Raw genomic sequence first — 19644 nt, forward strand, 5'->3', positions numbered from 1 at the left:
GCCCGGCACCGCCCGGCCGGTCTGTCCCTCGGCGCCGTCTCACCCGCCGAGGGCCCGGACTCCCGCCGTCACCGCCACGGCCGCCCCGACGACGACCAGGAACGGGGCGCGCAGCACCAGCGCGACGGAGGCGGCCGCGAGCCCCACCGCCCGCGCGTCCAGCACGAGCGTCCGTCCGTCGGCGAAGGTCTGCTGGGCGGTCAGGGCGGCGAGCAGGGCGACGGGCAGCAGGGCGGCGAGGCGCCGGACGAGCGGCCGCTCGAGGGCGCCGGCGGGCACCAGGAGCCCGGCCAGCTTGACGGCGTAGCAGCCGAGGGCGGTCACGCCGACCGCGATCCAGATGTTCAACGGTTCTCCTCCGCCACGTCACCGCGCGCCGGCGCGTCGCGCTGCTCCGGTACGTCGCCGCGCGGTGTGCCGCTGCGGCGGCCCCGGGCCCACAGGACGGCCGGTGCCGCGAGGGCGGCCACCAGAACCGGCACACCGGCGGGCAGGACCGGCAGCAGACCGAGTCCCAGCAGGACGGCGAGCCCGGCGACCAGCCGCTCGGTGCCGGTCCGCAGCATCGGAGCGAGCAGGGCCAGGAAGACCGCGGGGCCGGCCGCGTCCAGGCCCCAGGCGTCGGTGTCCCCGATGGCCTCGGCGCCCAGCGCGCCGAGCAGGGTGGTGAGGTTCCACAGGACGTACAGGCTGAGCCCGGTGACCAGGAAGCCGATCCGGGCGCTGCGCCGGGTGGGCTGGGCGAGGGAGACCGCGGCCGTCTCGTCGATGACCCACTGGGCCGCGAACGGCCGCGCCGCGCGCGGGAGGGCCAGCAGCTGGGACAGGCGCAATCCGTAGAAGGCGTTCCGCACGCCCAGGAAGAACGCCCCGGCGGCGGCCGTGAACGGGCTTCCCCCGGCCGCCAGCGCCCCCACCAGGGCGAACTGGGACGCGCCGGTGAACACCAGCAGGCTGAGCGCACAGGTCTGCAGCAGCGTGAGTCCGCTGCCGGCCGAGGTCACCCCGAAGGCGAATCCGGAGAGTCCGACGGCGACCCCGACCCCCAGGGCGTCCCGGACCACGGCGCCGTCCGGTTTTTCCCCCGGGGCGTCCCCGGCGCGCGCCGCTGCGAGTGCTGTCCGTTGTTCTGCTGCCACGCTCCGGACGGTAGGCGGAGCGTGCTCCCCGCGTCTTGTACGTTCTTGCGCTCACGCTGGTAGGCGCCCGGCGGCACTCCGACGATCCGGCCGAAGTGGCGGTTCAGGTGCGGCTGATCGGTGAACCCGACGGCGACGGCGGCCTCCGACGGCAGCGTGCCCGCGTCGAGGAGCCGGCGCGCCCGCCGTACCCGTGCGTCGGTGAGCCAGGCGTGCGGCGGCATCCCGTAGGTGGCGCGGAAGGCCCGCAGCAGCGCGAACGGGCCGGTGCCGAGTTCGTCGGCGAGTTGCTCCAGCGTCGGCGGCGCGGCCATCCGTTCCTCGATCAGGGCACGCGCGCGTGCGGCGGTCCGGGCACCGGCCGTGCGCACCCGGCGCCGGGGCAGCGGGCCGCCGTTCAGCCGGAGCAGCCGGGTCACGGCCACCCTCAGCAGGGTGTCGGCGGCGAGCGCGTTGCCCTCGTCGGTGGCCCGCAGCACCTGGTGCACCAGGCGGACGGTGTACGGGTCGTCGAGCACCGGTGCCACGAACCCCGGGGTGCCGCGCAGGGTGGTGGTCTCGGCGGCGATGGCCGCGACCGCCTCGGGCGGCGGGTAGAGCGCGCCGTACCGCCATCCCTCGGGCACCCCCGCCCGTCCGGTGTGCGGGGTGTCCGGGTTCACCAGCGCGAGTGTTCCGGCGCCCGCGTACTGGTCGGCCCCGCCGTGGTGGAAGACCTCCACCCCGTCGGCGATGGCGGCGATGACGAAGTTCTCGTGGGTGTGCCGCACGAACGTCTTGCGGATGTAGCGGGCCCGCAGCAGGTCGACGCCGGGCAGTTCGGCGTACTGCCAGTGCCGCGCGCGCTCCGTGCCCGTTTCCGCCATGCGGCCATTGTCGCGCGCTGTGGACAGCGCTCCCCGCCGGACCACGGGACCACGGCACGCAGGGGGCCGGGCATCCGCCCGGCTCACCCCCGTTGATGCTCCTATTGGCTGTCAAGCGGCGGTGAGCCAGTCGCGGTAGGTGTTGGCGAGGTCGTCGTCTCGGCGGATTCCGCGTTCGAGGGTGGAGATCGTGGCGGGCCAGACTCCGAAGTGGCAGGCCGCTGCGGTGAGGGTGATGTTCTTCGACTGTCGCAGGGGCCGCAGGTCGGCTGTGTCGGGGCTGGTGACCGTGGTGGTCAGGCAGCGGAACACCTCCCGGGCGATGGCCCGTTTCAGCAGCCGGATGATCTCCTTTCTTGGTTCGGCCGGCGGCGGTCTGCCGTGCCACATAGTCGCGGGTGCGGGGATCGCTGGACATGCGGACCAGGGCGATGCGGTAGAGGGCGGCGTTGGCCGCCCGGTCGCCGCCCCGGGACAGGCGATGACGGTTCGTGCGGCCGCTGGAGGCGGGGACCGGGGCGGCTCCGCAGAGGGCGGCGAAGGACGCCTCGGTCCGCAGGCGTTCGGGATTGCCTCCGGCGGTGACCAGCAGCTGGGCGGCGGTGTCGGGGCCGACGCCGTAGGCGGCCCGCAGGCCGGGGTTGTGGACGGTGACCTCACTGTCGAGGGCCCGGGTCAGGGCCTGGTGTTCGGCGGTGAGTTCCCTGACGCGCCGGGCGAGGCTCTTCAGCGCGGTGAGGACCGCTGTGTGGACCGCGTCCCCGGCCGGTCGCAGCCGGGCCAGGGCGTCGATCCGGTCGGTGCCCTTGAGCTGCCCGAACTTGGCGCGGATGCTCTCGGGCGCGGTGACGAGGATGTGGGTGATCTGGTTGAGGGCGGCGGTGCGTGCCTTGACGGCGGAGCGGGCGGCGTTGTGCAGGGCGCGTATGCCGGCGACGGTGTCGTCCTTGGGCGAGCTGGAGGCCCGGCCGGACAGGGCGGCGCGGGCGGCGGCGTAGGCGTCGACGGGGTCGGACTTGCCGATGCGGCGGCGTTCGGCCCGGTCGGGCCGGTTGACCTCGACGATGTCAAGGCCCGCCGAGCGGGCGGCGCGGGTGAAGCCGGCCCCGTAGGAGGCGGTGCCTTCCACCCCGATCGCCCTCACGTGGCCGTGGGCGCTGAGGAAGGCCAGGGCCGCGGCGTATCCGGCGGCGGCAGTGGCGAACTCGGCGTCCGCGAGGTGACCGCCGTTGTCGCTGATGACCGCGACGTGGACGGTGTCGGCGTGGGAGTCGACCCCGCCGAACACGTACCGGTCCACGGTGTCCTCCGCAGCCTCTGATGTCATGCTGATACTGCCTTCCCAGCCGAAGGTGGGCGCCGGCCGGGTGGCGCAGACAGGACATTGAAGGGGCTTCTGACCAAGCTCCTATCAGGTCATGTTCCGCCCGGCCGGAGCCATGAGAACAGGCCCCGGCGGCCGGACAGAACAACGCGAAGACAGCCCAGCAGGACGTCAGTCAGTGCCCGGGTCACGACCACCGGAACCCGAGTATCAGCATCAATGTCAGTGCCCGGGTGCAGGATGGACGCATGGTCAGTACTCCGCACCCGGCCCTGGACGGCTTCTCCGCCGCGACCCGCGGCTGGTTCGCGGGTGCGTTCTCCACGCCCACCGCGGCCCAGGCGGGCGCGTGGCGTGCCCTCCGGGAGGGTTCGGACGTGCTGGTGGTCGCCCCCACCGGCTCCGGCAAGACACTGGCCGCCTTCCTCGCGGCCCTGGACCAGCTGGCCGCCGCGCCTCCGCCCGCGGACCACCACAAGCGCTGCCGCGTCCTGTACGTCTCCCCGCTCAAGGCCCTGGCCGTCGACGTCGAGCGCAATCTGCGCAGCCCGCTGACCGGCATCCGCCAGGAGTCCGTGCGCCTGGGGCTGCCCGAGCCCGAGGTGAAGGTCGGGATCCGTTCCGGCGACACCCCGCCCGCCGAGCGACGGGCCCTGGCCACCCGCCCGCCGGACATCCTGATCACCACCCCGGAGTCCTTGTTCCTGATGCTGACGTCAGCCGCGCGCGACGCGCTGACGGGCGTCGAGACGGTGATCCTGGACGAGGTGCACGCGGTCGCCGGTACCAAGCGCGGGGCGCATCTGGGGCTGTCCCTGGAGCGGCTGGACGAGCTGCTGCCCCGGCCGGCCCGCCGTATCGGCCTGTCGGCGACGGTCCGTCCGGTCGACGAGATCGCCCGTTTCCTGTCCCCGCGCGGCAGGGTGGAGATCGTCCAGCCGGATTCGGGCAAGGAGTTCGACCTGTCCGTCGTGGTCCCGGTCGAGGACCTGGGCGAGCTGAGCGGCTCTCCGGCGGCGGACGGCGCGGAGGGGGCCGGGGGTGCGGAGCGCCCGTCGATCTGGCCGCACGTCGAGGAGCGGATCGCCGACCTGGTCCAGTCCCACCGTTCGACGATCGTGTTCGCGAACTCCCGCCGCCTCGCGGAGCGCCTGTGCAACCGGCTCAACGAGATCGCCCACGAGCGGGCCACCGGCGAGCCCCTGGACGAGCACCACTCCCCCGCCGAGCCGATGGGCGGCTCCGGAGCCGCCCGGGGCGCACCCGCCGTCATCGCCCGCGCGCACCACGGCTCGGTGTCCAAGGAGCAGCGCGCCCAGGTCGAGGAGGACCTCAAGGCGGGCCGGCTGCCCGCGGTGGTGGCCACATCCAGCCTTGAACTGGGTATCGACATGGGTGCGGTCGACCTGGTGGTCCAGGTGGAGTCGCCGCCCTCCGTGGCCTCGGGGCTCCAGCGGGTCGGCCGCGCGGGGCACCAGGTGGGAGCGGTCTCCACGGGGGTGGTGTTCCCGAAGTACCGGGGCGACCTCGTCCAGGCCGCCGTGGTCACCGAGCGGATGCGGACGGGCTCCATCGAGTCGCTGCGCGTTCCCGCGAACCCGCTGGACGTGCTGGCCCAGCAGATCGTCGCCATGACGGCCATGGACACCTGGCAGTTCGACGACCTCCTGGCGGTGGTCCGCCGGGCCGCGCCCTTCGCCTCACTGCCCGAGTCGGCCTTCACGGCCGTACTGGACATGCTCGCCGGACGCTATCCCTCCGACGCGTTCGCGGAGCTGCGCCCGCGGGTGGTGTGGGACCGGGTCACGGGCGGGATCACCGGCCGTCCGGGGGCGCAGCGGCTCGCCGTCACCTCCGGGGGCACCATCCCCGACCGGGGCCTGTTCGGGGTGTTCCTCGCGGGCTCCGACCCCAGGAAGGGCGGCGGACGGGTCGGCGAGCTCGACGAGGAGATGGTCTACGAGTCCCGCGTCGGCGATGTGTTCACACTCGGCACCAGTTCCTGGCGCATCGAGGACATCACGCGCGACCGGGTGCTGGTCTCCCCGGCCCCGGGTGTGCCGGGCCGGCTCCCGTTCTGGAAGGGCGACCAGCTGGGCCGCCCGCTGGAGCTGGGCCGCGCGGTGGGCGCCTTCCTGCGCGAGGTCGGCTCGCTGTCTCCGCAGGAGGCACGTCCTCGGCTCCTCGCCGCCGGCCTCGACACCTGGGCCGCGGACAATGTGCTGTCCTACCTCGGCGAACAGCGCCAGGCCTGCGGCCACGTCCCGGACGACCGCACGATCGTCGTGGAGCGCTTCCGTGACGAGCTCGGCGACTGGCGGGTCGTCGTGCACTCCCCGTTCGGCGCCCAGGTGCACGCCCCGTGGGCGCTCGCGCTCGGGGCGCGTCTCTCCGAGCGGTACGGCATGGACGCCCAGGTGATGCACGCCGACGACGGCATCGTGCTGCGCCTGCCGGACGCCGACCTGATGGGCCTGGACCTGCTCGACCAGGAGCCGGTGCGCGCGGGCACCGAGTACGACACGGACCAGGCGCCCCTGGGAGCGTCGGACGTCCTCTTCGACAAGGGGGAGGTCGACCAGGTCGTCACCGACCAGGTGGGCGGCTCGGCGCTGTTCGCGTCCCGCTTCCGCGAGTGCGCCGCCCGTGCGCTGCTGCTGCCGCGCCGCAGTCCCGGCAAGCGCACCCCGCTGTGGCAGCAGCGTCAGCGTGCGTCCCAGCTGCTCCAGGTGGCGGGCGGGTTCGGGTCGTTCCCGATCGTTCTGGAGGCGGTCCGCGAATGTCTCCAGGACGTCTTCGACGTCCCCGGGCTCGTCGAGCTGATGGGCGACCTGGAGTCCCGCAGGGTGCGGCTCGTCGAGGTCACCACCCCCGAGCCGTCCCCCTTCGCCCGCTCGCTGCTGTTCGGGTACGTCGCCCAGTTCCTGTACGAGGGCGACTCCCCGCTCGCCGAGCGCCGCGCGGCGGCCCTGTCGCTGGACTCGCGGCTGCTGGCCGAACTGCTCGGCCGGGCGGAGCTGCGCGAGCTGCTCGACGCCGAGGTGCTGGCCGAGCTGGAGCGTGAGCTGCTGTGGCTCACCGAGGACCGGCGGGTCAAGGATGCGGAGGGCGTGGCCGACCTGCTGCGCGTGCTCGGCCCGCTCACCGGGGCCGAGCTGGCGGAGCGGGGCGCCGAGCCGCGGTGGGCGGCGGACCTGGTGTCGGCGCGCCGTGCGATCCGGGTCCGCGTCGCCGGCACCGAGCACTGGGCGGCGATCGAGGATGCCGGGCGGCTGCGCGACGCGCTGGGCACGGCGCTGCCGGTCGGTGTGCCGGAAGCGTTCACCGAACCGGTCAAGGATCCGCTCGGCGACCTGCTCGCCCGGTACGCGCGCACGCACGGCCCGTTCACGTCGGCCACGGCCGCGGCCCGCTTCGGGCTGGGCGTGGCGGTCACCGAGGGCGCCCTGCAGCGGCTCTCGGCGGCGGGCCGGGTGGTCCAGGGCGAGTTCCACCCGGCCGGGATCGGCCAGGAATGGTGCGACGCGGCCGTGCTGCGCCGGCTGCGCCGCCGTTCCCTGGCGGCCCTGCGGCACGAGCTGGAACCGGTGCCGCCGGCCGCGCTCGCCCAGTTCCTCCCCCAGTGGCAGCACATCGGCAAGGGGCACACGCTGCGCGGCGTCGACGGTCTGGTGCGGGCGATCGAGCAGTTGCAGGGCGCCTCCGTGCCCGCGTCCGCCCTGGAGAAGCTGGTCCTGCCCTCCCGGGTGGCGCACTACGCCCCGGCGATGCTGGACGAGCTCACGGCCACCGGCGAGGTGGTGTGGGCGGGTGCCGGTTCCCTCCCGGGCAAGGACGGCTGGGTCTCGCTCCACCTCGCGGACGCGGCCGCCCTGCTGCTGCCGCCACCGCACCCCCTGGAGACGACCGCCCTGCACCAGTCGGTCCTCGACGCCCTTTCCGGCGGCTACGGGCTGTTCTTCCGCCAGATCGCCGACCAGGTCCGCGCCACCACCCACCCGGAGGCCACCGATCCCCAGCTGGCCGACGCCGTCTGGGACCTGGCCTGGTCCGGCCGGCTGACCAACGACACGCTCGCCCCCCTGCGCTCGCTGCTGGGCTCGGGCCGCACCGCGGGCTCCACCGCCCACCGCGCGAAGCGCCCGGCCCCGCGCGGGCGCTACGGCTCGCTCACGGCAGCCGCCCGCGGCACCTCCCGTACCGGCCCTCCGACGGTGGCCGGTCGCTGGTCGCTGCTGCCGGACCGGGAGACCGATCCCACGGTCCGCGCCCACGCGCTGGCCCGCACCCTGCTCGACCGGCACGGCGTGGTCACCCGGGGCGCGGTGGCCGCGGAGGGCGTCGAAGGCGGTTTCTCCGCGGTCTACCGCGTGCTGTCGGCCTTCGAGGAGACCGGGCAGGCCCGCCGCGGCTATGTGGTGGAAGGGCTGGGGGCCGCTCAGTTCGCCATGGACGGCGCCGTGGACCGCCTCCGCGCGGCGGCCAACGCCCTCGACCGGGGCGACGCCCCGCCCGGGCCCGTCCCGGGGGACTCGTTCGAGGGCGTCCCCTTCGCCGGCGGCACCGATCCCCTCGCTCTGCACGGCTTCACTCCGCCCGTCGATTCCGCCGACGGCTCTCCCGAGCCCGCACCCGGCCACGACGGCTTCCCGCACCTCCCGGACGGCGGCGGCCGGGCACCGTACCCGCGGCCGTCGCCGGGCGACTACGTCTCCCCGCGCGACCTCGCCCCGCAGGAGCCCGGCTCCCGGCAGCAGGGGAGGCGCCCGTCGTACGACCCGTTCGCGGGCCGGCGCACCGGCCCCGACCGCGCCCTGCGGGCCGTGGTCCTGGCCGCCGCCGACCCCGCGAACGCGTACGGGGCGGCCCTGGGCTGGCCCGAGCCCCCGACGGGCGCCGGACACAAGCCGGGACGCAAGGCGGGTTCGCTGGTGGTCCTCGTCGACGGTGAGCTGACGCTCTACGTGGAGCGCGGCGGCAAGACGGTGCTGGCCTGGCCCGCGGACCCGGACGGCGAACCCGCCGACGACCCCCGTCTCCCCGTGGCGGCGGAGGCGCTCGCCGGAGCAGCCCGTGCGGGCTCCCTCGGCACGGTCACCGTGGAGCGGGTCAACGGTGCCCCGGCCCTGACCTCCCCGCTCGGGACGCTCCTGGAGGCCTCGGGCTTCGTCGCCACCCCCAGAGGTCTGCGCCTCCGCGCCTGACCCGGTCCTGCCGGCCGTTTACGGCCCCACCCGGGGCTGTTCGGTCTGCCCGGTGGATCATTCCGGGTGAACGGGGTGGTGCGCACTCCTCCCGCGCTCGGGCCCACTCGATCGGGAGGGGCCGGGCCCGGCCCGGGAGTGATCTTCCTCGAGCCGGCTTCCTCCCCTTTGCGGAGAACCGGGCCGGACCCGGCTCACCCCAGCCGGGCAGCCCCTGCGGCCCGCCCGGCCACGCGCTCCCCCGGACACCCCCCGACGACGTGCCACCCTTGACCCATGCCCGAAGGAGACACCGTCCTGCAGGCCGCGGAGCGGCTGCACAGCGCCCTCGCGGACACGGTGCTGACCCGCAGCGACCTCCGGGTGCCCAGGTTCGCCACGGCCGACCTCACCGGCCGTACCGTCCTGGACGTCACGCCGCGCGGCAAGCACCTCCTCACCCGCGTCGAGGGCGGTCTGACCCTGCACTCGCACCTGCGGATGGACGGCTCCTGGCGGGTCTACGCGAACGGGCGGCGCTGGACCGGCGGCCCCACCCACCAGATCCGCGCGATCCTGGGCAACGCCGACCGCACCGCCGTCGGCTACCGCCTGCCTGTCCTCGAACTCCTGCGGACCACCGACGAGGACCGCGTGGTCGGCCATCTCGGCCCCGATCTCCTCGGCCCGGACTGGGACTCCGCCCTGGCACTGGCCAACCTGCTGCGCGACCCGGCCCGCCCGCTCGGCGAGGCCCTCCTCGACCAGCGCAACCTCGCCGGTATCGGCAACGTGTACAAGAGCGAGCTCTGTTTCCTGCTCGGCAACACGCCCTGGCTCCCCGTCGGCGCCCTGCCCGTCGAACGCGCCGCACAGCTGCCCGAACTCGCCAGGAAGCTGCTGGAGCACAACCGCGACCGCCCCGTCCGCAGCACCACGGGCCGCCGCGACCAGAACCTGTTCGTCTACGGCCGCGCGGCCCGCCCCTGCCTGCGCTGCCGCACCCCGGTCCGCCGGGCCGACCAGGGCGACGGCTCCCGCGACCGCCCCACCTACTGGTGCCCCGCCTGCCAGCAGGGCCCGGCCCCCGGCTCCTGAACCGGCGTGAACCGGCGCCCCGAACCGGTATGTGACGCCCCGCCAGGTCCCCTCGCCCCTTCCCCGTACGGCAACCGGCCCCTATGGCCCCGCCGTCCGCACCCCTCCGTCACCGGTGCCACCGGCGGCATCGGCAGCGACGCGGCGGCCTTCACCATGGGCCGGATTCCCAGCCCGAGCGGGGGTGTGGCGATGCCCCGGTGACGTCCTCGGGCGAAGTGCCCCCCGGTGAGGGGGTGGGCGGTGAGTCGCCTCCGGCCGCGATGCCCGCGGCCGGGGCGCCGTCTCCCGCTCTCCGGGGCCGGGCCCGCCGCCACCGCCCGTCCGCCAGGGCGCCCTTCGCCCGGCCCTTCGGCATGCAGTGCACCGGAATCAGACTCAGTCCCCAGCCACCGGCCGCGAGTGCCGCCTCCCGCACCCCGGCGTCGGGCGCGAGCAGCAGCCTCGTCGCGGCCCACCACCACAGGGCCCCGAGCCCCAGCACAGCGCCCCGGGCGCCCCAGTGAACCGCCCGCGCCCTCATGGCCTCCACCTCCAGCCGGACGCCGGGAGGCGGCTCACCCGGGCGACCGGGGCGCACCGACGGCACTCGGACGCAGCAGGCGCTTCGCTGGCCGCCGCACCGGTGCTCCCACGCGTCCCCCGGGCTCCGTATACCTCACGTGCTGCGCACCCGCCCGGCCCGGCTCGCTGCCGCTCAGGGCAGCGCCCGGGGCCACGTCACCCGTTCTCGGCCTGGAACATCCAGTGCTGCTTCTCCAGATCCGCCGTCACCGCGATGAGGAGGTCCTGGCTCACCGGGTCCGCCTCGCCGGTCGCACCGACCCGTTCACGCATCCGCGCGATCACCGCGCCCAGCGCGTCCGCCAGGGCGCCCACCGCGACCGTGTCGTCGACCCAGCCCTCGGGTGTCACCCCGATGCCGCTGCCGACGGCCACCGTGGCGGCACGCCCGTCGGGCGAGACGCCCAGTGCCGCGGCGCGCTCCGCGACGGTGTCGGCGTGTGTCCGCGCGAGGGTCACCACCTCGTCGAGCTGCAGGTGCACGGAACGGAAGCGCTGCCCGACCACGTTCCAGTGGATCTGCTTCGACACGAGGCTGAGGTCCACCAGGTCGACGAGGGCTCCCTGGAGCGCCTCGGACACGGTCTTCAGGTTCTCGTCGGACAATGGGCTCTTCACGACGTACATCCGCACCTCCGTGGCTGGTCCCCCGCATGGTCTCTCGTTCCCTCAACCATGGCGGTCACGCCTCGGACCGGCAAACGCACACATGCGCGGGGACCGGAGGAAGCACGGTCCCGGAACGCGGACAGGCGAAACCCCGGCGACGCCCCTCCGGATCTCCCGGAAGAGCCCCGACCGGGGCCTGTCACACTGTCCCACCGCGCCGGACGGCGACGACGTCAGGCGGCGACGACGTCCACCGCTTCGGCGGGCGCCTTGATGGTCACCCGCTCCGGTGGCACACCGGCCACCGAGACGGAACCCAGCATCGGGCGAACCGGCGTGGGTACGGGTTCGCTGGGGGTCGCTGCAGCCGACCGGGCCAGCTCGGCGAGGGCGAGTTCGTCGCTCACTTCCCGCATGAGCTCGGACATCCGTACGTCCAGCGCGTCGCAGATCGCGGAGAGCAGCTCGGAGGAAGCCTCCTTCTGCCCCCGCTCCACCTCGGAAAGATAGCCGAGTGAGACTCGGGCGGACGAGGAGACTTCGCGCAGAGTACGGCCCTGGCGCTGGCGCTGCCGACGCAGCACGTCACCCAGCAGGCGACGGAGCAAAATCATCGGTGGCTCCCTCCTCGGGCCGTGTATCGGGATCCTTCTCGCCCCACCGTACCGCCTTGCGCCGCGGCCGTGCGGGGAGCGATGTCGTGTTCACTCTGGGCTGCAAACATCAAAACCCCCCGTTCCGTTCCGTATCCTGTGTCCGCTCATTCCGGGTCTGTTCGCCCGCAAGCCCTCGAGAAGCAGTGCGAGTACGCTCCGTACACTCTCCATACGAATTTCCGCCCGGTCGCCGTTCAACCGCAGGCGCTCCACTTTTCCGCCACCGGCGGAACCCGAAGCCGCCTCCGGCGGCCCGTTCACGGCCACGTAGACGGTCCCGACCGGCTGTCCGTCCTGGGGGTCCGGGCCGGCGACGCCCGTGGTCGCGATTCCCCAGTCGGCGCCCAGCGCCTTGCGGACACCGGCCGCCATCTCCGCCGCCACCTGCGGATCCACCGCTCCGCTCCGCGCCAGCAGGGTGGCGTCGACGCCGAGCAGTTCCCGCTTGAGTTCGGTGGCGTAGGCCGTGACCGAGCCCCGGAAGGCCTTGGACGCCCCGGGGACGGAGGTGATCTCCGCCGCCACCAGGCCGCCGGTCAGGGATTCCGCGACAGCAAGCGTCATGCCCTTCACGATGAGTAGTCGCACCACTTCGGAGGCGGGAGAGCTCACGACCGGGTCTCTTCCGACGCGGCCTTCCGCTCCGCGATTCCCTGCCGGCGCAGCACAATGGCCTGTCTCACATAGTCGAGACCGGTCGCAACGGTGAGCACGACGGCCGCGGCCATCACCCAGAACCGCAGAGTCGCCAGCCACCCCGTCAGCGCCAGCACGTACATGCCGACGGCCACGCCCTGGGTGAGGGTCTTCAGCTTGCCGCCACGGCTCGCCGGGATCACGCCGTAGCGAATGACCAGAAAACGCAGGAGCGTGATGCCGAGTTCCCGGCCGAGGATGATGCCGGTGACCCACCAGGGGAGATCGCCCAGCACGGAGAGACAGATCAGCGCCGCTCCCATGATCGCCTTGTCGGCGATGGGGTCGGCGATCTTCCCGAAGTCGGTCACGAGGTTGTAGGTGCGTGCCAGATGCCCGTCGAACAGGTCGGTGATCATGGCGACGGCGAAGGCGGCCCAGGCGAACGAGCGCCAGGCGGGGTCGTCTCCCCCGTCGGCCAGCATCAGGGCGACGAAGCCCGGGACGAGTACCAGCCGGAGCATGGTGAGCAGGTTGGCGATGTTCCAGACACTGGCCTGGTCGACGGCCGCCGCCGCGATCTTCCTGCCCCGTGCCGGGTGTCCGTCGCCGTCACGCCCCTCGCCGTCACGCCCCTCGCCGCCCGGAACGTCGTGGGAGTCGCTGTTCGACGTACTGCCCGTGACCGGGACGCCGCCCGGAACGCTGCCCGCGGTACTGCCGGTCGCGCTCGCGGAGGCCGGGGTACGGGCCCAGGAGGCCTCACCGCCCGGAGTCCCGCCGGGCCTCGGACGGCCGGCCGGACTCGCCGCCGCCCTCCTCGCACCGGAGGAGCCTCCCGCCGCCGATGCCGGGACACCCGTCATCTGCCCGCCTCCTCGCTCAGCGCGGGCGAACCCTGGAACAGCGGCTCGGCCACCAGGTCGACACCTTCCGTGCCGACGACCTTCGCCTCGACCATACGACCCTGACGCAGACCCGTGCCGCTCGTGAGCAGCACCTGGCCGTCGGTCTCGGGGGCCTGGTGCGCCGCGCGGCCGTACACGCCCTCTCCCTCGTCGACGGACTCCACCAGCACACGCACGGTCTCGCCGACCCGCTCCTCGGCGCGCTGCGAGACGAGTTCCTCGGCCAGCCGGGAGACCTGGGCCAGCCGCTCGGCGACGACGTCCTCGTCCAGCTTGTGCTCGTACGTCGCCGCTTCGGTGCCCTCCTCGTCGGAGTAGCCGAAGACGCCGATGGCGTCCAGCCGCGCGTGGGTCAGGAACCGCTCGAGCTCGGCGAGGTCGGCCGCGGACTCGCCGGGGAAGCCGACGATGAAGTTGGAGCGCACACCGGCCTCGGGCGCCTTGCTCCGGATGGTGTCGAGGAGCTCCAGGAAGCGGTCGGTGTCACCGAAGCGGCGCATCGCGCGCAGCACGTCGGGCGCGGAGTGCTGGAAGGAGAGGTCGAAGTACGGGACGACCCCGGGGGTGGAGGTCAGCACGTCGATCAGGCCGGGGCGCATCTCGGCGGGCTGGAGGTAGCTGACGCGGACCCGCTCGATGCCGTCGACCTCGGCGAGTTCGGGCAGCAGGGACTCCAGGAGGCGGATGTCGCCGAGGTCCTTGCCGTAGGAGGTGTTGTTCTCGGAGACCAGCATGACCTCCTTCACGCCCTGCTCGGCCAGCCAGCGCGTCTCGCCCAGCACGTCGCTGGGACGGCGCGAGATGAAGGAGCCGCGGAAGGAGGGGATGGCGCAGAAGGAGCAGCGCCGGTCGCAGCCGGAGGCGAGCTTCACCGAGGCGACCGGGGTGCCCTCGAGCCGGCGTCGCAGGGGCGCGCGGGGACCGGAGGCCGGGGCGAGGCCCTCGGGCAGGTCCACCGGGCCGTGCCCCGGAAGCGCGACGGACGCGGCGGACTCCTGCCGCTCGGCAGGGCTGATCGGCAGCAGCTTGCGCCGGTCGCGCGGGGTGTGGGAGGCGTGGATGCCGCCGTTCAGAATGGTCTGGAGGCGGTCCGAGATGTCGGTGTAGTCGTCGAAGCCGAGCACGCCGTCGGCCTCGGGAAGGGCCTCGGCGAGTTCCTTGCCGTACCGCTCGGCCATGCAGCCCACCGCCACCACGGCCTGTGTTCTCCCGTGGCCCTTGAGGTCGTTGGCCTCCAGGAGGGCGTCGACGGAGTCCTTCTTGGCGGCTTCGACGAAACCGCAGGTGTTCACGACGGCGACGTCCGCGTCCTCGGCGTCCTCCACGAGCTGCCAGCCGTCCGCCTCCAAACGGCCTGCGAGCTCCTCCGAGTCCACCTCGTTACGGGCGCAGCCAAGGGTGACGAGTGCGACGGTGCGGCGATCAGGCATGGACTCAAGACTACTTCGTCCCGCCGACCCCCCACGTCGACGGGGTTGGCCGGTCCCGTCGGCGAAGCGCCCCCTGCGATGCCGTGCCGCTATCCGGCCTGCGGGTCGCCCTTGGTGTAGGTCAGGCGCTCCACGGCGCCCGGCTGCCAGTCGTCCTCGATCTTCTTGCCGTTGACGAAGAGGTCGATCGCACCGGCGTCACCGAGCACCAGGTTGATCTTCGTGCTGTCCTCGAAGGTCTTGGAGTCGCCCTGCTTGAGCAGTCCGTCGAAGAGCAGCCGGCCGCTGTGGTCCTTGGCGGAGATCCAGCTGCGCCCGTCGGGGGCGCTCACCTTGACGATCACCTTGTCCTGCGGAGCGGCCGCGATGGCGCTGTCGGAGGGGTCCGGCTCGGGGGCGGCGGGCTTCTCGGACTTGGGGGTGGATGATTCGGACGCGCTCGCGGTGGCGTCGCCGTCGGCGACGTTCGCCTCGTCCCCGTCGCCGCCGTTGACCATCGTGAATCCGACGAAGCCGATGACGACGACGATCGCGGCGACCATGGCGGCGGTCCAGTTGGGGCCGCGCCGCTCGGGACGGATGCGCTCCGCCTCGAACAGAGGGGCGGCCGGGGTGGGCGCCGGGCGGCCGCCGTGCTCGGCGTCGTACTGGGCGATCAGCGGGGCGGGGTCGAGGTGCACGGCCCGGGCCAGGGTTCGGATGTGGCCGCGCGCGTAGACGTCGCCGCCGCAGGGCTCGAAGTTGTCCGCCTCGATGGCGTGCACGATGGCGATACGGACCCGGGTGGCGGTGGTGACGTCGTCGACGGTGAGGCCGGCGTCGATGCGCGCCTGCTTCAGCGCACGTCCGACGGAGGGACGGACTTCCTCGGAGACGTCGTCGGACGCGTGGGACACGTCGGACGCGTCGGACACGTCGTCGAACGGACGCTCGTCTTCAGGAGAGTTGCCGATGGACACGGGGGCGCCTTTCGAGCGTTTAGCCACCTGTGCTGGAGGTTCAGTCTAGGGGGGCGACAGAAGGGTGGGGCAACCGGGCGGTAGGACTCCGTACGCCATCGGAAGGGCCCGACACGCCGATGGCGGCACTGCTTTTCGTCGTTTCCCCAAGGTGACGTGCGATCGGGGGAAACGGTTGCGCGCTGCTCCCTCACGGATGGGTCACGATCGGCCACCCGGGTGCACCGAGCGACGACCGTGTCCCGGCTGCCTACCCTTCGGACTCCCCCCGGATCACGGCGAGCACGCCATCCAGCTCGTCGGCCTTCACAAGAACGTCACGGGCCTTCGAACCCTCGCTCGGTCCGACGATGTTCCGGGACTCCATGAGGTCCATGAGCCGGCCCGCCTTCGCGAAGCCCACGCGCAGCTTGCGCTGGAGCATGGACGTCGACCCGAACTGGGTGGAGACGACCAGTTCGGTCGCCTGGCACAGCAGGTCGAGGTCGTCGCCGATGTCCTCGTCGATCTCCTTCTTCTGCTTGGTCCCGACGACAACGTCGTCCCGGAAGACGGGCGTCATCTGGTCCTTGCAGTGCTGGACGACGCCGGCGATCTCCTCCTCGGTCACGAACGCGCCCTGCATGCGGGTCGGTTTGTTCGCCCCCATCGGCAGGAAGAGGCCGTCGCCCTTGCCGATCAGCTTCTCGGCGCCGGGCTGGTCGAGGATGACCCGCGAGTCCGCGAGGGACGAGGTGGCGAACGCGAGCCGGGACGGCACGTTCGCCTTGATCAGACCGGTGACGACGTCGACCGAGGGCCGCTGTGTGGCGAGCACCAGGTGGATGCCGGCCGCCCGCGCGAGCTGCGTGATCCGCACGATGGCGTCCTCGACGTCCCGCGGGGCGACCATCATCAGGTCGGCCAGCTCGTCGACGATGACCAGCAGGTACGGGTACGGCTGGAGTTCGCGCTCGCTGCCCTCGGGCGGCTTGGCCCTGCCCTCGCGCACCGCGCGGTTGAAGTCGTCGATGTGCCGGTAGCCGTAGGCGGCCAGGTCGTCGTAGCGGAGGTCCATCTCGCGGACGACCCACTGGAGGGCCTCGGCGGCCCGCTTGGGGTTGGTGATGATCGGCGTGATCAGGTGCGGGATGCCCTCGTACGCCGTCAGCTCCACGCGCTTGGGGTCGACCAGGATCATCCGGACGTCCTCCGGCGTCGCCCGCATCATGACCGATGTGATCAGGCAGTTGATGCAGGACGACTTGCCGGAGCCGGTGGCACCGGCGACCAGTATGTGCGGCATCTTCGCCAACGAGTGCATGACGTATCCGCCCTCGACGTCCTTGCCGAAGGCGACCAGCATCGGGTCGTCGTCCTCGGCGGACTCCGCGAGCCGCAGCACGTCTCCGAGGTTGACCATCTCCCGGTCGGTGTTCGGGATCTCGATGCCGACGGCGGACTTGCCGGGGATGGGGCTGATGATGCGTACGTCGGGGCTGGCGACGGCGTACGCGATGTTCTTCGTCAGCGCGGTGATCCGCTCGACCTTCACGGCCGGGCCGAGTTCCACCTCGTAGCGGGTGACCGTGGGCCCGCGCGTGAAGCCGGTGACGCGGGCGTCGACCTTGAACTCGGTGAAGACGGTGGTGAGCGAGGCGACGACGGCGTCGTTGGCGGCGCTGCGCGCCTTGCCGGGGCCACCGCGGGTGAGCAGGTCGAGGGCCGGCAGGGAGTAGGTGATGTCACCGGACAGCTGGAGCTGCTCCGCGCGCGGGGGGAGTTCACGGGGCGCGGACGGGGTCTTGGTGAGGTCCGGGACACCGGGGTTTGTCTGCTTCCGTTCCTGCTCGGCCGGTCCGCCCTGCTTCGGCGCACTCTGCCTGACGCCCGGCCTCGGCCTGTCCTGCCGCGCCCCGTCCTGCCGGTCCTGCTGGGGGCGGGCGGCCGGCACCGGCGTCGGGGTGGTCGGCTCGCGGTCGCCCCCACGCACGCCCTGGGTCAGGTCGGCGACGACCGGTGAGGGCGGCATCCCGTGCAGGACGGCACCGTCGAGCGCGGCGGCGGCCGCGGCGGCCACGTCCACGGCGTCCATCGGCCGGTTCGTGTCCGGCTGGGGCACCGCGGACCTGCGCGGCCGGCCGCGGCGCCGGGACAGTGCCTCCTGCTCGGCGAGGTCGGGGTCGTACTCCTGGGGCGCCGGTCGGCGGCCCCGGCGGCTCGCGGGCAGTGCCTCGCGCCACTGCTCGTCGTAGCGCTCGTCGTCCTCGCCGAACTCCTGCGGCTCGCGGTCGTGCACGAGCCCCAGCCTGGTGCCGAGCAGCCGCAGTCGCTGCGGAACGGCGTTGACCGGAGTGGCCGTGACGACCAGCAGACCGAAGACTGTGAGCAGCACCAGCAGGGGCACGGCGAGCACATCGGTCATGGTGTACGACAGCGGCGTGGCCGCGCCCCAGCCGATGAGCCCTCCGGCGTCCCTTATGGCGTGCATGCCGTCGCTGCGGGCGGGCGAGCCGCAGGCGATGTGGATCTGGCCGAGCACCCCGATGAGGAGCGCCGACAGGCCGATCACAATGCGGCCGTTGGCCTCCGGCTTCTCGGGGTGCCGGATGAAGCGCACCGCGACGACCGCGACCAGGATCGGCACCAGCAGGTCGAGCCGGCCGAACGCGCCGGTGACCAGGATCTCCACGAGGTCGCCGACGGGCCCCTCGAGGTCGGCCCAGGTGCCCGCGGCGACGATGAGTCCGATACCGAGCAGGAGCAGCGCGAGGCCGTCCTTGCGGTGGGCGGGGTCGAGGTTCCTGGCTCCCTGCCCCATTCCCCGGAAAACCGCTCCGACGGCGTGCGCCAGGCCCAGCCACAGGGCACGCACGAGCCGGTAGAGGCCTCCGGTCGGGCTGGGAGCCGGTTTGGGCGCGGGCTTCCTCGCCACGGGCTTCCTGGCCGGAGCCTTCTTCGGGGGCGGCTTCTTGGCAGCGGCCTTCTTCGCCGGAGCCTTCGCGGAAGCAGCCGCCTTCTTCGCGGGCGGCTTCTTGGCTGCGGGGGGACGTGAGGCCATGGGGGTGAGGTTACCGGTGGAGACGCCGGTGGACACGCGTGCCAGCCGCTTCACCCGTTCGTGTCGCTTCCGTGGAGGCACCGAACTGACGCGGGGAAGGCCTGTCCGGCGGATCACCTCGGAGGGGACCGGCGGTCTCTGCCCGGCTGGGGCGAGCGGGGGCGGGTGACGACAACACCCCTGAAGGCACCCCCTGCTCGAAGAACTCGGGAGGGCGGTGCCGGCCCCCCTCGTGTCTCCGGCCCGATCCGCCGGACAGGCCCTACGGCCCGGAATCGTGCCGGATGAGCCGCACGGCCCGTACGCCGTCGGTCAGTTCTGCGACGGCATCGGCGACGCGCTGCCCGTGCCCGGTTCCAGCGCGTCCAACGCCCGCCGCAACCCCGTGAGCTTGCGCTCCAGATGGGCCGCCGTGGCCACCGCGGCCGCGTCGGTCGATTCGTCGTTGAGCTGCTTGGACAGGGCCTCGGCCTGTTCCTCCACGGCCGCGAGCCGCGCGGAGAGTTCGGCGAGCAGGCCGGCGGACCCCTTCTGCTCCCCGGCGTCCTTCTCGTCGCCCTCCAACTGGAGCCGCAGCAACGCCGCCTGCTCCCTCAGCTGGCAGTTCTTCATGTACAGCTCGACGAAGACCGAGACCTTCGCGCGCAGCACCCACGGGTCGAACGGCTTGGAGATGTAGTCGACCGCACCCGCCGCGTACCCGCGGAACGTGTGGTGGGGGCCGTGGTTGATCGCGGTGAGAAAGATGATCGGGATGTCCCGCGTCCGCTCCCGCCTCTTGATGTGCGCCGCGGTCTCGAAGCCGTCCATCCCCGGCATCTGGACATCCAGCAGGATGACCGCGAAGTCGTCCGTGAGCAGTGCCTTGAGCGCTTCCTCCCCGGACGATGCCCGTACCAGCGTCTGATCGAGCGCCGAGAGGATCGCCTCCAGCGCCAGCAGATTCTCCGGCCTGTCATCGACCAGGAGGATCTTGGCCTTCTGCACCATGGCCCGCCCTCCTCGCCCCGGCTTGGGGCCTCCCCTGTCCGCAGGTCCCGGGTGGGCACCGGCGGGTGCCGACCCAGAGGGACGGCTCCCTTGCGCCGCCCGTCCTTGTGCCGGTCATCGTAGCCGCACCCCGCCCGCCGACACACCCTGTCACCGTGATGTCACCGGGCATGTAGCAGAAACGCGGAGCGAGACCAGAAGGTTCCCCGGATCCCGTACTTCTACACGACTTCGCGCGTACC

13 protein-coding genes and 2 pseudogenes are annotated in these 19644 nt (G+C 73.0%); 2 read left to right on the top strand and 13 right to left on the bottom strand.

Annotated features, from left to right (window positions below):
* Positions 1-39 precede the first annotated feature (39 nt).
* The 5 genes and pseudogenes from TU30_RS23090 to TU30_RS23100 form a co-directional block, all read right to left on the bottom strand.
* Entirely contained in the window at positions 40-348 is a 309-nt protein-coding gene (locus tag TU30_RS23090) for an AzlD domain-containing protein (RefSeq protein WP_042173089.1), read from the bottom strand.
* Positions 345-1064, bottom strand: a complete 720-nt coding sequence (locus TU30_RS34470) for an AzlC family ABC transporter permease (RefSeq protein ID WP_234307959.1) — start codon at positions 1062-1064, stop codon at positions 345-347. The genes TU30_RS23090 and TU30_RS34470 overlap by 4 nt, the downstream gene beginning before the upstream one ends.
* The gene (locus TU30_RS23095) at positions 1001-2005 is read right to left on the bottom strand and encodes an AraC family transcriptional regulator (protein WP_042173091.1); all 1005 of its coding nucleotides are present in this window, start codon (positions 2003-2005) and stop codon (positions 1001-1003) included. The genes TU30_RS34470 and TU30_RS23095 overlap by 64 nt, the downstream gene beginning before the upstream one ends.
* 111 nt (positions 2006-2116) lie before the next feature.
* A complete protein-coding gene (locus TU30_RS36575) occupies positions 2117-2317 on the bottom strand; it encodes a helix-turn-helix domain-containing protein (protein ID WP_234307960.1) in 201 nt (66 codons plus the stop codon).
* Between the two features lie 97 nt (positions 2318-2414).
* Positions 2415-3332 (bottom strand): annotated as a pseudogene (locus TU30_RS23100) (IS110 family transposase); the annotation flags it as partial.
* A 245-nt stretch (positions 3333-3577) separates the two neighbouring features.
* Between TU30_RS23100 and TU30_RS23105 the strand changes: the two are divergent.
* Together TU30_RS23105 and TU30_RS23110 are read left to right on the top strand one after the other, a co-directional pair.
* Positions 3578-8533 (top strand): ATP-dependent helicase, encoded by a 4956-nt coding sequence (locus TU30_RS23105; RefSeq protein WP_042173093.1) that lies wholly within the window; start codon positions 3578-3580, stop codon positions 8531-8533.
* Positions 8534-8809: 276 nt separating this feature from the next.
* Entirely contained in the window at positions 8810-9610 is an 801-nt protein-coding gene (locus tag TU30_RS23110) for an Fpg/Nei family DNA glycosylase (RefSeq protein ID WP_042173096.1), read from the top strand.
* Between the two features lie 720 nt (positions 9611-10330).
* On the opposite strand, the gene TU30_RS23115 is transcribed toward TU30_RS23110, so the two are convergent.
* The 8 genes and pseudogenes from TU30_RS23115 to TU30_RS23150 all read right to left on the bottom strand — a co-directional run bounded on the left by TU30_RS23115 (position 10331) and on the right by TU30_RS23150 (position 19402).
* Positions 10331-10801, bottom strand: coding sequence for a Dps family protein (locus TU30_RS23115; RefSeq protein WP_042173099.1), 471 nt, complete (start codon positions 10799-10801; stop codon positions 10331-10333).
* Positions 10802-11016: 215 nt separating this feature from the next.
* Complete coding sequence (locus TU30_RS23120; RefSeq protein ID WP_042173101.1) at positions 11017-11397, bottom strand: helix-turn-helix domain-containing protein; 381 nt, start codon at positions 11395-11397, stop codon at positions 11017-11019.
* A gap of 109 nt (positions 11398-11506) precedes the next feature.
* Positions 11507-12051: pseudogene (locus TU30_RS23125) on the bottom strand (CinA family protein).
* The gene (gene pgsA / locus TU30_RS23130) at positions 12048-12941 is read right to left on the bottom strand and encodes a CDP-diacylglycerol--glycerol-3-phosphate 3-phosphatidyltransferase (RefSeq protein WP_042173103.1); all 894 of its coding nucleotides are present in this window, start codon (positions 12939-12941) and stop codon (positions 12048-12050) included. Before pgsA ends, TU30_RS23125 begins: the two are co-directional and overlap by 4 nt.
* Positions 12938-14413 (bottom strand): 30S ribosomal protein S12 methylthiotransferase RimO, encoded by a 1476-nt coding sequence (gene rimO, locus TU30_RS23135; RefSeq protein WP_078878455.1) that lies wholly within the window; start codon positions 14411-14413, stop codon positions 12938-12940. Before rimO ends, pgsA begins: the two co-directional genes overlap by 4 nt.
* An 89-nt stretch (positions 14414-14502) precedes the next feature.
* Entirely contained in the window at positions 14503-15372 is an 870-nt protein-coding gene (locus tag TU30_RS23140; protein ID WP_042173107.1) for a helix-turn-helix domain-containing protein, read from the bottom strand.
* A gap of 250 nt (positions 15373-15622) precedes the next feature.
* Complete coding sequence (locus TU30_RS23145) at positions 15623-18412, bottom strand: DNA translocase FtsK (RefSeq protein ID WP_176726332.1); 2790 nt, start codon at positions 18410-18412, stop codon at positions 15623-15625.
* 312 nt (positions 18413-18724) lie between these two features.
* Entirely contained in the window at positions 18725-19402 is a 678-nt protein-coding gene (locus tag TU30_RS23150; protein WP_042173109.1) for a two-component system response regulator, read from the bottom strand.
* Between the last annotated feature and the right edge of the window lie 242 nt (positions 19403-19644).

Source organism: Streptomyces sp. NBRC 110035 (assembly GCF_000829695.1).
Taxonomy (GTDB): Bacteria; Actinomycetota; Actinomycetes; order Streptomycetales; family Streptomycetaceae; genus Streptomyces.

Coding starts and splice junctions, on each gene's coding strand:
- TU30_RS23115 (WP_042173099.1), bottom strand. CDS start 10,801: ATGTACGTCGTGAAGAGCCCATTGTCCGACGAGAACCTGAAGACCGTG.
- TU30_RS23105 (WP_042173093.1), top strand. CDS start 3,578: ATGGTCAGTACTCCGCACCCGGCCCTGGACGGCTTCTCCGCCGCGACC.
- TU30_RS23120 (WP_042173101.1), bottom strand. CDS start 11,397: ATGATTTTGCTCCGTCGCCTGCTGGGTGACGTGCTGCGTCGGCAGCGC.
- TU30_RS23110 (WP_042173096.1), top strand. CDS start 8,810: ATGCCCGAAGGAGACACCGTCCTGCAGGCCGCGGAGCGGCTGCACAGC.
- TU30_RS23095 (WP_042173091.1), bottom strand. CDS start 2,005: ATGGCGGAAACGGGCACGGAGCGCGCGCGGCACTGGCAGTACGCCGAA.
- rimO (WP_078878455.1), bottom strand. CDS start 14,413: ATGCCTGATCGCCGCACCGTCGCACTCGTCACCCTTGGCTGCGCCCGT.
- TU30_RS23150 (WP_042173109.1), bottom strand. CDS start 19,402: ATGGTGCAGAAGGCCAAGATCCTCCTGGTCGATGACAGGCCGGAGAAT.
- pgsA (WP_042173103.1), bottom strand. CDS start 12,941: ATGACGGGTGTCCCGGCATCGGCGGCGGGAGGCTCCTCCGGTGCGAGG.
- TU30_RS23145 (WP_176726332.1), bottom strand. CDS start 18,412: ATGGCCTCACGTCCCCCCGCAGCCAAGAAGCCGCCCGCGAAGAAGGCG.